11 protein-coding genes are annotated in these 14226 nt (G+C 35.2%); 7 read left to right on the plus strand and 4 right to left on the minus strand.

Annotated features, from left to right (window positions below):
• Positions 1-36: 36 nt before the first annotated feature.
• The 3 genes from LS65_RS01125 to purB are packed head-to-tail and all read right to left on the minus strand — an operon-like array spanning position 37 to position 2771.
• Entirely contained in the window at positions 37-882 is an 846-nt protein-coding gene (locus tag LS65_RS01125) for a DNA-methyltransferase (RefSeq protein ID WP_034362360.1), read from the minus strand.
• The gene (locus LS65_RS01130; protein WP_034362358.1) at positions 879-1421 is read right to left on the minus strand and encodes a PD-(D/E)XK nuclease superfamily protein; all 543 of its coding nucleotides are present in this window, start codon (positions 1419-1421) and stop codon (positions 879-881) included. The genes LS65_RS01125 and LS65_RS01130 overlap by 4 nt, the downstream gene beginning before the upstream one ends.
• A gap of 21 nt (positions 1422-1442) precedes the next feature.
• Positions 1443-2771 carry an adenylosuccinate lyase gene (gene purB / locus LS65_RS01135; RefSeq protein WP_034362357.1) on the minus strand — a complete coding sequence of 443 codons (1329 nt, stop codon included), beginning with the start codon at positions 2769-2771 and terminating at the stop codon, positions 1443-1445.
• A 172-nt stretch (positions 2772-2943) separates the two neighbouring features.
• On the opposite strand from purB, the gene LS65_RS01140 reads away from it, so the two are divergent.
• Positions 2944-3882, plus strand: a complete 939-nt coding sequence (locus tag LS65_RS01140; protein ID WP_034362355.1) for a UDP-glucuronic acid decarboxylase family protein — start codon at positions 2944-2946, stop codon at positions 3880-3882.
• Between the two features lie 8 nt (positions 3883-3890).
• Positions 3891-4895, plus strand: coding sequence for a glycosyl transferase family 90 (locus LS65_RS01145; RefSeq protein ID WP_034362353.1), 1005 nt, complete (start codon positions 3891-3893; stop codon positions 4893-4895).
• A gap of 74 nt (positions 4896-4969) precedes the next feature.
• Here LS65_RS01145 and LS65_RS01150 read toward each other — a convergent pair whose 3' ends face one another.
• On the minus strand, positions 4970-6733 hold the full coding sequence (locus LS65_RS01150; protein ID WP_034362352.1) for an L-lactate permease: 1764 nt from the start codon (positions 6731-6733) through the stop codon (positions 4970-4972).
• 354 nt (positions 6734-7087) lie between these two features.
• On the opposite strand from LS65_RS01150, the gene LS65_RS01155 reads away from it, so the two are divergent.
• From LS65_RS01155 to LS65_RS01175, 5 genes are read left to right on the plus strand one after another with little or no spacing between them, the layout of a single operon-like run.
• Positions 7088-7819 (plus strand): (Fe-S)-binding protein, encoded by a 732-nt coding sequence (locus LS65_RS01155; RefSeq protein WP_034362351.1) that lies wholly within the window; start codon positions 7088-7090, stop codon positions 7817-7819.
• A 1-nt stretch (position 7820) separates the two neighbouring features.
• A complete protein-coding gene (locus LS65_RS01160) occupies positions 7821-9260 on the plus strand; it encodes a LutB/LldF family L-lactate oxidation iron-sulfur protein (protein WP_034362349.1) in 1440 nt (479 codons plus the stop codon).
• Positions 9253-9912: a LutC/YkgG family protein gene (locus LS65_RS01165; protein WP_034362346.1), complete on the plus strand. Its 660-nt coding sequence runs from the start codon at positions 9253-9255 to the stop codon at positions 9910-9912. Before LS65_RS01160 ends, LS65_RS01165 begins: the two co-directional genes overlap by 8 nt.
• A 17-nt stretch (positions 9913-9929) precedes the next feature.
• Positions 9930-10319 (plus strand): winged helix-turn-helix domain-containing protein, encoded by a 390-nt coding sequence (locus LS65_RS01170; protein WP_034362343.1) that lies wholly within the window; start codon positions 9930-9932, stop codon positions 10317-10319.
• A gap of 52 nt (positions 10320-10371) precedes the next feature.
• Positions 10372-14196, plus strand: a complete 3825-nt coding sequence (locus tag LS65_RS01175) for a type IIG restriction enzyme/methyltransferase (RefSeq protein WP_034362340.1) — start codon at positions 10372-10374, stop codon at positions 14194-14196.
• The last annotated feature ends 30 nt before the right edge of the window (positions 14197-14226 follow it).

A 14226-nucleotide genomic window follows, 5' to 3' on the forward strand; every position in this document is an offset into this window, starting at 1 on the left:
ACTCCTTTAAATTCATCATTTTATACAATCATCGCTTTATTTCTTTTCAAGGCTATTATAAAACCTCACATCATTAATTTTAGATTCTATCTCTTTATGTTTAGAATCTAGTTCATTTTTACGCTTTATACTCAAATCTATAAATTTATTCTCTTTTTCAATGCCTACAAATTGCCTATGCAAAAGATTAGCGGCTATTCCTGTCGTAGAGCTTCCACTAAAAGGATCGCAAATAATAGAATCCTTATCACTTGCCATTAAAATCAATCGCGTCAAAAGAGCTAGAGGTTTTTGCGTTGGGTGTTTGCCAAAGATTTTCTCCCAAGGTGCAATAGCCGGGAAACTCCATACATCACGCATTTGTTTGCCTCCATTGAGTTTTTTTAAAATCTCATAATTAAAAATATGTTTATGTTTTGGGCTTTTTCTTGCCCAGATGATTTGCTCTGTTGAATGCGTAAGATAGCGACAGCTAAAATTTGGTGGTGGATTGGTTTTTTGCCAAGTGATGATATTTAGAATCTTGAAGTCGAGTTTTTGTAACGCCCTACCAAGTGAAAAAATATTATGATAAGTCCCGCTTATCATAATACTACCTGTAATCTTTAAGGCTACTTTTGCATTAGCTATCCACTCCATATTGAACCTATCAATATCATCTATATCATTACCCCTATCCCATTCACCCTTATTGACGCTCACGATCTTGCCACTCTGTATGCTTAAGCCATCATTTGAAAGAAAATAAGGTGGATCGGCAAAAATCAAATCAAAAGTTTCTTTCATTTGGGGCAAGAGCATATTGCAATCCCCCTGATAAAGACAAAATCTAGAATCTAAGCTTGTAAAATCAGGTTTTAACTTGTGAAAACTAACAGTCATTGTATTTCCCTAGAATCCGTTGGGATTGGTAAGCCTAAAACTTGAAGTGGGATATATTCAAAATAATACCTACAATTCACGCTAATAATGTAGTCTAAAACATCTCGATATCCTGCTTGTTGAAACCAATTGCTTAGCAAATATATATACTCTACCTCCATATTGAGACTAGATAAGAGTTTTTGATATTGTTTTTTCTTAAAATCACAAGTTTGCAGTTTCTCATCAACAGAACCTGCCACTTGTTGAAACTTGCATTCAATAATGAAAAAAGTGTTATTAATAATGACATATATACTGTCATCGGGCAAAAGTTTTTTAGAGATAATATTTTTCCAATCTACATCGCGTTCTTCTAAAAAATTATAGAATTGATGTTTTTTAAAAATTCTCGCTATGAGTTCATCTTGATAAAAAACATTGCCAACACTATCTACTTTATATCCATTTTGTCTGGATAAAAAAGTTGCTAAATCCACCTTTCCTTCAAAAACCAATCCTGTTTTTGTATTTGATCCGCCAATACCATTTGCTATCATAAAATACTCCTAAATGTAATTTTATCCAAACACCCTCTTAAAAATAGAATCCACATTTTTTGTATAATAACCATACTCAAAGCATTCCTTGATAGCTTCCTCGCCAATAAGCTCCACTAATTCAGAATCTGCAAGCAAATACTGCAAATATAAGCTTTCTCCTCTTTCATTCACCGCTGCCTTACCCTCTTGCAAGTCTTGCCACACTTTCATCGCGTTGCGTTGCACGATTTTATACGCATCTTCACGCGATACACCCTTTTTAGGCAATTCTAATAGAATCCTTTGTGAAAACACAAGCCCACCTGTAAGATTAAGGTTTTTCATCATATTTTTAGGATAAACAACAAGCTTTTCAATAAGCCCCTTAAGACGCATAAGCATAAAATCCGTAGTGATAAAGCTATCAGGCAAGATAAATCGCTCTACGCTACTATGGCTAATATCACGCTCGTGCCAAAGGGCGACATTCTCCATAGCAGGAAGCGCAAAAGAGCGTATCATACGACAAAGTCCGGTGATATTCTCACTTAGCACCGGATTGCGTTTGTGTGGCATTGCACTACTGCCTTTTTGCCCTTTTTCAAAATATTCCTCCGCTTCATACACCTCTGTGCGCTGCAAATGCCGCACCTCAACAGCAATTTTTTCACAACTACTAGCCAAAAGGGCTAAATCACTCATTAATCTTGCATATCTATCCCGCTGAATGACTTGATTACTCACAGGCGCGGCTTTCAATCCTAAATCCTTGCATACAATCTCCTCTAGCTCCATAGGCGTATGGGCGAGATTTCCCATTGCGCCACTTAGCTGCCCCACAGAAATGACTTCTAAAGTAGATTCTAAAGCCTTTAAATGTCGCTCTAACTCATCATACCAAATTGCTAAAACAAGCCCAAAGGTAATAGGCTCACCGTGGATTCCGTGAGAGCGACCTACCATAAGCGTTTGCTTATGCTCTATTGCGCGTTTTTTAATCACCTCTCTTAACTCCTCCACATCGCACAAGACAATCTTTAGTGAATCTCGCATTTGTAATGCCACAGCAGTATCAATGCAATCACTCGAAGTTATCCCATAATGCACCCAACGCGATTCTTCACCCAAAGATTCCGCAACACTTGTAGTAAAGGCGATTAAATCGTGCTTTGTAACCTTTTCTATCTCATCAATTCTTGCAATATCAAACTTCGCATTCTTGCATATTTTTTCACAATCGCTATCAGGGATTAGCCCTAGCTTGTTCCACCCACGCACTAAAGCTTTTTCTACCTCTAGCCAAGCAGAATATTTCGCATTTAAATCCCATAAACTTTTCATCTCTTCTCGCGCATATCGCTCTACCATAGAATCTCCTTTGCTATAAATAAAAGCAGATTTTAGCCAAATTTATCTAAAAGCTTTTTGCTTAAAAACGCAAATACTTTAAAATACTAAAACTTTCTTGCCCTAAGTTTATAACATCATAAAAATTTTTAACTATAATTAGCAGATTCTAAAATCCATAAAAAGGATAACGATGCTTAATAAAAAAGTTTTAGTTACTGGTGGAGCAGGGTTTTTAGGCTCACATCTATGTGAGAAGTTGCTAGAGAGAGGCGATGAGGTGCTTTGTGTGGATAATCTCTTCACTGGCACAAAACAAAATATAAGACATCTGCTCTCTAATCCACGATTTGAATTTATGCGCCACGATGTAACCTTTCCTCTTTATGTGGAGGTCGATGAAATCTACAACTTAGCTTGTCCTGCCTCTCCTGTGCATTATCAATTTGACCCAGTGCAAACGACTAAAACTTCTGTAATGGGTGCGATTAATATGCTAGGATTAGCTAAAAGAGTAAAAGCCAAGATTCTCCAAGCCTCTACAAGTGAAGTGTATGGAGACCCAGAAATCCACCCACAAACAGAATCTTACAAAGGCAGCGTCAATCCTATTGGTATCCGTGCGTGTTATGATGAGGGCAAACGATGTGCAGAGACATTATTCTTTGATTATCAAAGACAACATAACCTTAATATTAAGGTAATGAGAATCTTTAACACCTATGGACCTAGAATGCACCCAAATGATGGGCGTGTCGTGAGTAATTTTATTATTCAAGCACTCAAAGGCGAAGATATTACTATTTATGGCGAGGGACGCCAAACTCGTAGTTTTTGCTATGTCGATGATTTGATTAATGGAATGATAAAACTTATGGATAGTAGAGATGGATTCTATGGACCTGTGAATATCGGTAATCCAAATGAATTTAGTATGATTGAACTTGCAAACGCAGTGTTAGAACTTACACAATCTCAATCTAAGCTTGTTTTTTTACCCTTGCCTCAAGATGACCCAAAGCAGCGACAACCCGATATTAGTCTCGCTCAAAGTGAGCTAAAATGGAATCCGAGTATTGAATTAAAAGAGGGATTAACAAAGACGATTGCATATTTTAGAGGACTTTTATAGGCATTTTTATGAAAAATAATTACTTTCTCTACAACCTTAAAGGTATCGCACGTTCCTTTACACCTGCGATATTTTTACCCAAGAATCGTGAGAAGATTCTAAAAGATGTGCTTGCACGCCCTGATATTGAATATATTAAATCACGTGTAGATTATTATTGTCAGCTTGATAGCCCTATCACACTCGATGATGAAGCGAAAAATCTTAGCTTTGTGCGATTTACACGCAAGAAAAGCGTGTATTTTTTTGATACCTATGAATACACAAGATATTTTCCACAAGATTTTAAGGCACATTTTGAATTTGGTGATGTAAATTATATCTGCCCTAAGCCATCTATTACAAAATCTCGCCCTATACAATCTTATGCTACATCACTACAAGGTGCTGGGGGGGGGGAATTAATAGAATCCAATCCACCATTTTCTAATTCTACCTTGCTTAATCTCGAAAAAGTGCGGCATTTTACTTTTATCAATGACCCTTATACCTTTGAAAACAAGCAAGATAAACTTTTTTATCGTGGTGGCATTTATCAATCTCATCGCACAGCATTTTTTGAGAAATATTTTAATCATCGACTTTGTGATTTAGGGCATACAGGAAGTAAGACTATCCACAAAGAATGGCAAAAAGCCAAAATTGGCATAGCCAAACATTTACCTTACAAATTTTTACTCTCTTTAGAGGGAAATGATGTCGCGAGCAATCTTAAATGGGTGATGAGCTCCAATTCTCTTGCAGTTATGCCAAATCCAAAATTTGAAACTTGGTTTATGGAGGGCAGACTTTTGCCAAATATTCATTATATGCAAATTCGTGATGATTATGCTGATGTAGAAGAAAAGCTAATTTTTTTTATCAAACACCCAAATGATGCTAAAGAGATTATCCACAATGCCCACAATTATATTAAGCAATTTTTTGATAAAAAGCGTGAGGCTATTATCTCACTTCTCGTGCTTGAAAAATATTTTTATTACACAGGACAAATTGATACACTTAGAATCTAAAAACTAAAGCAGATTTTAATAATATGTTATTTAAGCCCCACCTTGTGGGATTTTACAAGGTGGAAGTTTATACCTTAAAGCGCGATTGGCGCAGGTATGATGGCTGGTAAAAACATAGCAATGATTGCTGTCCAAATACCAATAAGAATGATAAAGGCGATTGAGTATTTCAAAGTGAATCTAAAGAGTTCAGATTCTTTACCCACTAAGCCCACCGCTGCACACGCAATAGCAATACTTTGAGGACTTATCATCTTACCTACCACACCACCTACGGAGTTTGCAGCCAAGAATAAAGTTTCTTTCACACCAAGCTCTTGTGCGGTAACTTGTTGAAGCGGACCAAAGAGGAGATTTGAACTTGTATCACTTCCTGTAATAAATACGCCAAGCCAACCAATCACAGGGCTAAAGAATGCAAAGGCATCGCCTGTTTTTGCAAAAGCGATTCCCAAAGTCGTGCTCATACCACTATTTTTTGAAATAAAAGCAAAGGCAACGACAAGACCGATTGTAATACAAGGGATAGCCATTTCTTTTAATGTATCTCCAAGTGCATCTTCTACGATATTTGATTTTATCCTTAAGAATGCTATGCTCAAAAAAGCAGCTATCAAAATAGCTGTTCCTGCTTGAAGTGCAATAAGATTCATTGTCAAATCAACTTTTACAGGCTTACCATTAGGGTCAAGTATAGTTCCAGTAAGAGCGTTAAAAGTCATAGTTACTTGTGTATAGTTTAATGCCCCGATTTGATGATAACCTATGATTGCTCCTGCTTCATCTGTAATGGGTTTTATACTAAAGAAGAAGCTATCTTGTGGTAAAGCAACAGCGGCATTTAATAAATCTGCATTTTCAAATAAGATTTTCTTGATTTCAAATACTGCTTTAAACCAAGGTTGAGTCCAAATAATAACACAAGTAATGAGCAAGATAAAAGGAAGCCACGCTTTAAAGATTTGTCCAACACTCAATGTATTTGTGTGTGAAAAATTCTTCTCATCATCTAACCTAAAGATATTTTTAGGTTGCCAAACGCGCAAAAAGAGAGTTGTGCAAGCAAGTGAGACGATTGCTGAAACAATATCTGGTAATTCCGCCCCTAAGTAATTTGAGCTATAAAATTGTGTCGCTGTGAAACTTAATGCCGCTACCAAAATAGCCGGGAAAGTTTCTTTCACACCCTTCAATCCGTCCATTAAAAATACAATAAAAAATGGGATAGTCAAGCTAAGTGGCACAAGCATTCTACCTACCATAGCTGCTACGGCGTGCTGCTCGATGCCTACAAGGTTACACATTGCAATAATTGGAATCCCAACTGCACCAAATGCCACAGGAGCGGTATTTGCAATTAAACAAAGTCCAGCTGCATATAATGGACGAAGTCCTAAGCCCACAAGGAGTGCTGCTGTAATGGCAACAGGTCCCCCAAACCCAATCGCTCCTTCCAAGAATGAACCAAAACAAAATCCAATCAAAATCACTTGGATTCTATGATCTGGCGTGATAGACATCACACTTTGTTTAATCACCTCAAAAGAGCCGGATTTCACAGAAAGTTTATAGAGGAAAATTGCCGCGATAATAATCCAAGCAATAGGCCACATTCCTTGTGCGAAGCCTTGCACAAAGCTCTCCCCAATGAGTGAAAAAGGCATATTATAAACATAGAATGCTATTAAGGTTGCCACAACCACAGTAATAAAACCTGCCTGATAACCTTTTAATTTAAAAATCAAAAGACAAGCTAAAAAACAAGCAATAGGCAAAAATGCAATAAGCGCACTCAACCATATATTTGATAATGGATCATAGACTTGCTGCCATACCATACATACTCCTTCAAAATTTAATACAAGCAATTCTTTATATTTGCTCACTGGGATAGTATATAGAAAAAAGCTTAAGGCATAGCAAAAATGTAACTATATTTTAGCCCCAATATGTAGAAATCTCACATTATTAAAAGCAATGATATTCCAGAAGAGATAAGCTATAAATATTTTTTACTCATTCAAAAAAGTAAAGCAAAAGTTTATGATTTTTGAATTTATCAATGAGCATTTTTGAAACATTATGAGAAAAGAAAAAAATTTCAATTTTTAGCCTTTAATGTATTTTTAAATCTCTAAGTCTATAATTACGGGATATATCGAAAATATGGCAATTTAAAGGAAGGAGTAAAAATGCGAGTATTTTTTTTCTCAACTTGTCTAGGCAGTGTAGCGTATGCTGATACTTGTGTAAATGCAATCAAATTACTACAAAAAGAGGGTTGTGAGGTAGTTTTTAAAAAAGACCAAACTTGCTGCGCACAGCCAAGCTATAATTCAGGTTATTATGAGGAAAGTCGTAAGATAGCCTTGTATAATATAGATCTTTTTAAAGGAGATGAGCCAATTATCGTGCCATCAGGTTCTTGTGCAGGTATGATGAAAGAGGATTATCTTGCACTTTTTGAAGGCGAAAGTGAATTTGAAAGAGTAAAGCAATTCAGCAGTCGCGTGTATGATTTAGGTGAGTATCTCCACAAGATTCTAAAAGTTAAGTATGAAGACAAAGGTATGCCGACAAAAGTTACTTGGCATAGTAATTGCCACGCTTTACGCACTTCCAAAGTAGTAGATAGTGCAAAAGCACTTATTCGTTCATTACAAAATGTGGAACTTATCGAGCTAGAGCGTGAAGAGGAATGCTGCGGTTTTGGTGGAACTTTTAGCATCAAAGAACCTGAAGTTTCAAATGCAATGGTAAGCCAAAAAATTGAGGATATTCTTTCAAGAAATGTAGAATATGTCATCTCTGCAGACGCAGGGTGCTTACTCAATATCAGCGGCGCGATGAAAAAACAAAATATTGCGCTCAAGCCTATACATCTCTATGATTTTTTAGCCCAAAGAATCGGATTAGGAGCATAATATGAGTCATCAAGAACACACAAATATTGTCCATACCAAACTCAACGATAAGCAATTAAGGAAAAATTTAAAAAGCGTTATGGATACGCTCAAAACTAATCGCAAGAATCTTATCACCTCTCGCTACACAGATTGGGAAGCTTTGCGCGAGCAAGGCAAAGCAGTCAAACAAAAATCCCTCTCACAGCTCAACATTCTTCTTGAAAGATTTGAACAAAATGCCACAAAAAACGGATTCATTGTGCATTGGGCAACTGATAGCAAAGAAGTCAATGAAATCATTTATAAGCTTATGCAAGAAAAAAGAGTGAATAAAATTTTAAAAGGCAAATCAATGGCGAGCGAAGAAACGCATTTAAATGCCTTTTTAAAACAAAAAGGCATTAATCCTATTGAAACAGATTTAGGCGAACTTATCATTCAGCTTATTGATGAACCACCAGTGCATATTGTCGCCCCAGCCATTCATAAAAATCGCTACCAAATTGGTGAGATATTCCAACAAAAACTCGGTGCGAATTTAGAATCTGAACCAGAAAAACTCAATGAAATTGCACGCGTGCATTTGAGAAAAGAATTCCAAGAATTTAAAATGGGACTAAGTGGCGTTAATTTTGCCATTGCGAACGAAGGTGCAATTTGGCTTATTGAAAATGAGGGTAATGGGCGTATGAGCACTACTGCAAGCGATATTCATATTGCTATTTGCGGTATTGAAAAAATTGTTGAGAGTTTTGAAGACGCCTCTATTCTTGATGCACTTCTTGTGCCTTCAGCCACAGGCGCACCTATTACTTGCTACAACAATATCATCACTTCCCCGCGTAAAGAAGGTGAGCTAGATGGACCAAAAGAGGTGCATATCATTATGCTTGATAATAATCGCTCCACAATGCTTAAAGATTCTCATTTTTACCGCGCACTCTCTTGCATTCGCTGTGGAACTTGTCTCAATCATTGCCCTGTGTATGACAAAATCGGAGGACACGCATATCTTAGCACCTATCCCGGACCCATTGGTGAAGTGATTTCACCTCAACTCTTTGGTATGAAAAATTTTGGACATATGGTGAATCTTTGCTCGCTTTGCGGGCGATGTAGTGAAGTATGCCCTGTGAAGATTCCACTTGCAGAACTTATTCGTGATTTACGCAGTGAAAAGGTAGGGCAAGGGCGCAAGAATCTTAAAAATAATGATGATTCGTTGCGCGACAAAAATGAAGAATATATGATGAGGCAGTTTGCTAAGGCTGCGACTAATGGTAATAGTTGGCGTAAATTATTAGACTTACCAAGCAAACCTCTACTTATGCCACTAGCAAAGATTTTTAGTAGTTTTATACCTGGGCTTAAAAATTGGGTGGCTTATCGCACTTTCCCTACATTGAATGGGAAACTCCACAAAAAAGTATCAAATATGAAAGGAGTAATCTATGAGTAAGCAAGCAATTTTAGACAATGTTAAGGCTTCATTGCAAGCTAATCCTCTTGCCACGCAATCTTCGCATTATGTTAATCCAATGAAAAGCACAAATACCGATAAAATACAAGAATACATCACCTTGCAAAATGCTAACAAGGCTATCGTGATAGAATCTAGCCCTGATGCACTCATACAAGATATACATAAGGCTCTTGTGGAAGCACAAGCACACAAGATTCTTTATAACCTCAATATCAAAGATACCTGCAATATTGAATCCTTGCGCGGCTTAAAAGATACAGATTCTATGGAATTTATTGCATATGAAAAAAGCGTTGATGAAAACAGAGCGCAATTATTTCAAATTGATACTTCTATTATCCACGCAAATTGTGGTGTGGCAAATCTTGGCGTTATTGGTATCGCATCACATAAAAATGCGCCGCGACTTTCCTCACTCATTACAAGAACTTGTATCGTGCTGCTTAAAAAATCTACCATTGTGCCACATTTTTATGATGGCGTATGCGCACTTAAAGCTCAAAGTGAAAATGGTATCCTGCCGACTAATATGATTTTTATCGCTGGACCTTCGCGCACTGCGGATATTGAACTACAAACCGTCTTTGGTGTGCATGGCTCATTACGCACTTATGTAATTTTATATTAACTTTTGAAGGAGCATATATGAATGTTTTTGCACGATTTTGGTTTGAAAAAGATGATAAAAGCTACATTGGCGTAGGGCGCATTGAGCTTCTCACACGTATAGCAGAATCTGGCTCTATATCAAAAGCTGCAAAACAAATGCGTATGAGCTATAAAGCAGCGTGGGATAGCGTAGATATTATGAATAAACTTTCCCCCTCTCCACTTGTGCAATCTAACAATGGTGGTAAAGGTGGAGGTGGCACAAAGCTCACACCACTAGGACATAAAGCTATTGAAACATTCAATGAAATTGAGAGGGTGAAAAATATATTTTTTGATTATTTGGATAACTCACAAGATTTTGATGAGATTCTCTTAAAATTATCACATTTAGAATCTGCTTTAAAAGATTTTAAAAACTCTTAACTCATTAGCTTAACTAGGTTTTATACTCATTTCGCAAATTATAAGGAGAAAAATGCACATTTCACTCTTTAACCCTAAAGATTTTTTCAATCCCTTTTATTACAATAAAGAAATTAAAGTGGATGAGCTTTTAGGCTTTGTAAAGGCTTTGAAGAAATATAAACAAGATTTAGGGGAGGCACAAGCAATTGATGCAGGTGAAAGGCATATTGTCGCCCAAACACTTAAACCTTTTTTAGAATCGCTCAATTTTGAAACAAAAATAGAGCAAAATCAAGAGGGAGCAGCAAAAAATTCTGCTATTGACTTAGCAATTTTTGGGTGTAAAAATGAAAGTGTAAAAAATGAAATGCAAATTGAGGTAATTTTTGAAGCAAAAGATTCCGCCCAAAACAAAGGAAATTTTCCTTCTCTCATAAATAATCATACAGCAAATGCTTCTTGTAAAGCCCTCTATGAGACAATATTATATTACTTTAGAGAACGAGAATTAGGAAACAATAGCCTTAAATTCATTATTTTATGTGATTTTTATCATTTTTATTTTATTCGCTCAAGCGAGTTTGAAAGTCTTTTTTACCAAAATAAAATAATAAGGCATTTTTATACAAATTTCACAGATAAAGATTCTCTTTTTAAAGGCAACACAAAAGAGTTTTATCAAGAGCTCTCTAAGATTCTAGATTCAGATAAATATAAAAACTCTTTCAAAAAACAATCTCTTTTTGAAAGAGAAGAAAATGGCGATTATTCCTATGCCCCACATCTCAAAGCATTACATTTAGATTTAAGCCCCCTTTTGCAAGGAGAGATTCTTAACGCACATATTGATGAAAATTTTATTAATGATAATTTCACTACCTTAAAACCTCTTTTTAAAGCCTTTCACAGCGATTTTTTATTAGGAAATTTTAACCCCAATGATGCTAACTCTTTAAGTGATAAGTTTTATAAAGAACTCCTCTATATTTTAGGGCTTTGCGAGAGAGATGAGAAAGGCAAGACTATCAAAGAAAAAAGCCAAGGTGCAAGATTCATTAAAGAGAGCCAAGAGAGCTTAGAACATAAAGGCACACTTTTTTATGCCACCCAAAAGGTTTTGCAAAATAAATTCCCAGATGAGCCTCATAAAAGCGATTTTGAATCTACACTTTCATTAATGATTCTATGGCTTAATCGTATGCTTTTTCTTAAGCTTATTGAAGCAAATTTGGTGCGTTTTAATGGTGGTAATAAGACATTAAAATTTTTAAATTTTCATAAAATTCCTACTTTTAGCACTTTGAACACACTTTTCTTTGAAGTTTTAGCCAAAAAAGATAGGGATAATGGAGGCTTTAGCTATTTACCTTATCTAAACTCTAGCCTTTTTAACCGCAATGAAAAAGAAAAGGCTTTATGCGAGATTTCAGCCCTTGATGACACTTTGACTCTTGCATATTTTGAAAAAACTTCCCTTAGAGATAAAAATTGTAAGCCATTAAAAGGTGAGAACAAATTACTTGCTTATCTTTTTAAGTTCTTAGATGCCTTTGACTTTGGAGCACAGGAGAGCGAGAGTGAGCTTAGCGCACAAAAAGATTTAATCAATTCTAGTGTTTTGGGACTTGTCTTTGAAAAACTCAATGGCTATAAAGAAGGGAGCTTTTATACACCAAGCTTCATTACAAGCTATATGTGTGAAGAATCTTTACATAGAGTTGTGGTTGAAAAATTTAATGCGAAATTTAAAGAGTGGAATGTGCGCAATATTGAAGAACTTGCAGAGGAAATTCACGGGCAAATTCGCAAAGATAGAACAAACAAAGAAGTATTCAAAAGCCAATGCAAAGATATTTTACAAAGTGTAAGAATCTGCGACCCAGCAGTAGGTAGTGGGCATTTTTTGGTCTCTGCACTCAACACGATGATAAGTATTTATGATACTTTAGGGCTTTTTGAAAATTATTTTTTTATAGAACTTGAAAATGATGAGTTAAGAGTAAGAGACCGACTTGATAATTTGATTGAATATCAAAGACCAAATAATGAAAATGAAGCCCACAAAGTGCAAATGGAGCTTTTTGAGCTTAAAAAATCTATTATTGAAAATAATCTTTTTGGCGTAGATATTAATCCAAACTCTTGTGAAATTACCAAGCTTAGATTATGGATAGAGCTACTCAAGCATAGCTACTATTTGAATTATACTACTTCACACGATAGCAAAATCCATAGATTAGAAACTTTGCCAAATATTGATATAAATATTAAATGCGGAAATTCTCTCATATCTCGCTTTAGTTTGCAAGACACATTAAAAACTATCCCAAATATCGCAAGACAAATCAATGATTATAAAGATCTTGTTAAGGATTATAAAGAGCCTCAAAATGCAAAATTTCACATTTCAAAAGATGAGATATATAGCAAAATAGAATCCATCAAGCGCACCTTTAGTCTCACACTCAAAGACCCAAAAACGAAAAAGGAGCTTGATAAGGCTATAAAAAATCATATTGTGCAATATGGCAATTTTTTACTTGATAATGAAAGCTTACTTGACGCTCTTAGTTTAGGTCATAGCAATCTTTTTAATGATGAAGTTGTGCAACAATTAACTAAAAAGCAAGAAGCTGAAGCGAGCGTTTCGTTTGGTAAAATTACACTTTTGCGTAATAAACTAAATTTAGCTTTAAGCGGTAAGGAATATAAAGATGCTTTTGAATGGCGATTTGAATTCCCTGAAGTGCTAGATTCTAATGGCGACTTCCTAGGTTTTGATTTGGTGATTGGGAATCCCCCTTATATTGATTATAGAGATATAAACAAAAATACACTTAATAAAACAAAACATTACACAATCAATAAAGATTCAAATCGTCCTAATATTTTTTGCTACTTTATTGAGAGAGGAATTGATGTTCTAACACAAAATGGTATTTTAGCTTTTATAAATCCTATTGCTATGCTTCAAGCGAATTTTGCATATGGAACAAGAAAATTATTATTAGAAAAAGGCTGCATTGATTATATAGTAGATTGCTCATACATTAAAGTATTTGATTCTGCTTCTACATATACAATGATGTGGGGATTTAGCAAAAATAAGCCACAAAATTGTGCAAATGTTATGGTATGGCAAGATAACGAATTTAAGTATAGCCATAGTATTAAGTCTTATTTAGACAACGAACATTTTATAATCAATATATCAAAAAACAAGATAAACTTTAAAAAGAATGATTATACAGCTCTGGAAGAACTAGGCACATTAAAATGGGGAACTTCACAAAGTGGCTATGGCAAAAAGAAAATTACACTAGAGGATTTTTCAAAATTAAACAGAGTCAAGCAAAAAGACTATAAGCCAATAATACAAACAGCAGATATTAAACGCTATTTTATTGATTGGCAAGAAGAATATATACCAATAGAAATTTATTCACAATCAATTCAAAGCGATTTTAATAAGCCAAAAATCGTTATTGCTAGAATGACAAAAAAAATTCAAGCAAGTTTTGATGTAAATAAATTTTATATGGGCAAAGCAACTTTGATTGTGGATTTAAAGCTCAATCCGTGCTATATTCTTGGAATCTTAAATTCAAAACTTGCAAGTTTTTGGTATCTCTATCATTTTGAAACTACACACTTAGCAAGTGGTTATTTAAGGTATGATATTCCATATTTAAAGCAGCTCCCTATCCCAAAAATCACCAAAGCAAACCAAAACATCGTTGATAGAATCATCACTTTAGTCGATGAGATTCTAAATCTCAAGGCAAAAGATTCCGCAACCAACACAAACGACTTAGAAGCTCAAATTGACACATTAGTCTATAAATTATATAGCCTTACAAATGATGAAATACAAAAAATAGAAACACATAATTAGCTGTGGTTATATAATATAGTATATAATTTT

It is taken from the genome of Helicobacter japonicus, from assembly GCF_000762845.2.
Lineage (GTDB): Bacteria > Campylobacterota > Campylobacteria > Campylobacterales > Helicobacteraceae > Helicobacter_C > Helicobacter_C japonicus.

What these genes read in the sequence shown, in the direction of transcription:
- LS65_RS01140 (WP_034362355.1), top strand. Translation starts at nt 2,944, where the DNA reads ATGCTTAATAAAAAAGTTTTAGTTACTGGTGGAGCAGGGTTTTTAGGC.
- LS65_RS01170 (WP_034362343.1), top strand. Translation starts at nt 9,930, where the DNA reads ATGAATGTTTTTGCACGATTTTGGTTTGAAAAAGATGATAAAAGCTAC.
- LS65_RS01165 (WP_034362346.1), top strand. Translation starts at nt 9,253, where the DNA reads ATGAGTAAGCAAGCAATTTTAGACAATGTTAAGGCTTCATTGCAAGCT.
- LS65_RS01130 (WP_034362358.1), bottom strand. Translation starts at nt 1,421, where the DNA reads ATGATAGCAAATGGTATTGGCGGATCAAATACAAAAACAGGATTGGTT.
- LS65_RS01155 (WP_034362351.1), top strand. Translation starts at nt 7,088, where the DNA reads ATGCGAGTATTTTTTTTCTCAACTTGTCTAGGCAGTGTAGCGTATGCT.
- LS65_RS01125 (WP_034362360.1), bottom strand. Translation starts at nt 882, where the DNA reads ATGACTGTTAGTTTTCACAAGTTAAAACCTGATTTTACAAGCTTAGAT.
- LS65_RS01150 (WP_034362352.1), bottom strand. Translation starts at nt 6,733, where the DNA reads ATGGTATGGCAGCAAGTCTATGATCCATTATCAAATATATGGTTGAGT.
- purB (WP_034362357.1), bottom strand. Translation starts at nt 2,771, where the DNA reads ATGGTAGAGCGATATGCGCGAGAAGAGATGAAAAGTTTATGGGATTTA.
- LS65_RS01160 (WP_034362349.1), top strand. Translation starts at nt 7,821, where the DNA reads ATGAGTCATCAAGAACACACAAATATTGTCCATACCAAACTCAACGAT.
- LS65_RS01145 (WP_034362353.1), top strand. Translation starts at nt 3,891, where the DNA reads ATGAAAAATAATTACTTTCTCTACAACCTTAAAGGTATCGCACGTTCC.
- LS65_RS01175 (WP_034362340.1), top strand. Translation starts at nt 10,372, where the DNA reads ATGCACATTTCACTCTTTAACCCTAAAGATTTTTTCAATCCCTTTTAT.